The 1,176-nt window shown below is 31.9% G+C and carries 2 protein-coding genes; both read left to right on the top strand.

Going from position 1 to position 1,176, the window contains the following annotated elements; genetic code table 11:
- Nucleotides 1-573, top strand: a 573-nt coding sequence (locus GMD1S_RS07915; RefSeq protein ID WP_000485129.1) for a hypothetical protein, incomplete at its 5' end; no start/stop codon positions are given.
- Nucleotides 574-602: 29 nt separating this feature from the next.
- Nucleotides 603-962: a hypothetical protein gene (locus GMD1S_RS07920; RefSeq protein WP_000841612.1), complete on the top strand. Its 360-nt coding sequence runs from the start codon at nucleotides 603-605 to the stop codon at nucleotides 960-962.
- The last annotated feature ends 214 nt before the right edge of the window (nucleotides 963-1,176 follow it).

Below are 1,176 nucleotides of genomic sequence, written 5' to 3' on the forward strand. Positions count from 1 at the left end.
GGTACTAAGTTACTGTATATGGACTTAGATTTACCATCTTGGAAGCAATACATTGAATTGAAGAAAGATGCAAAAAGAGCTATTATAAAAATGGATGTGACACTAACATCTGTTGGGTATTCCTATATGATTGGTGATTTCGATGCTGCCATTAAGGAGGCTTCTGAAGCAACGACTGATCAAAAACTGAAGCCAAAATACAGGGATTCCTTAGAGAGTTACCTCATTCGCTCGACAGTTCTTGCAAATCCTAACCTAACCAGAGATGAGCTTGATCTTATGCTAAACAAAATGTCCATATCAGATTCCTCTCTAGCCGAGAAAACAAAAAGCGTGAGTATTGCACTTTACGATTTAACAATTGCTCATCAATCCAATGATTACTTTGAAGAATTAGAAAACGAGTTTAAATATCAACAATTGGAAATCATTTACTATCAAGCCTTGAACTCTAAATTAAAAGGAGATATGACTAGGGCGAATGAATTGTTTAGAAAACTCGCTCAAGAAGATGAACAGCTCTATATCGTCCAGAAGTCTAAAGAATTTTTAAAAAGTGAATCTATTAATTAGCGATGAATAAGTACAGGAAAGGATTGAATATGAAATCAAACAGTTTATTTTTTTTTAATGGAATTTTTGCTTTAACGTGCTCTCCCATTATTGCATTTGCATTTTTCTATAGATGGGAGATAAGATTTATCAATGGGGCTCTTCGTTTTGTTGATAAACCAGCATGGGCTTTTTCAGTAAATTTAATTAGTTTTATATTTCTTGTTTGTTCCATACTTGCAATTTTCATTTATAGAAAAGAATCAAATGGTCGTAAGAAAAGCTTTTTGTTTCTTTTAGTTGCATCTATCACAGGTTTTATCCCCTTCCTTTCATTTTTTTCAGCAATTTTTGCTCTTATTGCTGGGATTTTATATTTGGTTGATTTTAATCGATTGGTAAAAGAATAAACTAGAAGGTATTTATCATTTTCAACATATCCAACCTTTTTTAGAACTGATTCTCTCAATCTCCGGTACGTCTGATTTCTATTTTTTGAGGTTTCATTATATAATAGCATTATATGTAATGACTGATGTAGTTACACTAACATTTCTATTTAAAAATTAAGGAGTATTATCAATGAAAAAAGCAATGTTAATTATAAACCCTACCTCTGGTGGG

This window comes from Streptococcus sp. GMD1S, assembly GCF_000296875.1.
Taxonomy (GTDB): Bacteria; Bacillota; Bacilli; order Lactobacillales; family Streptococcaceae; genus Streptococcus.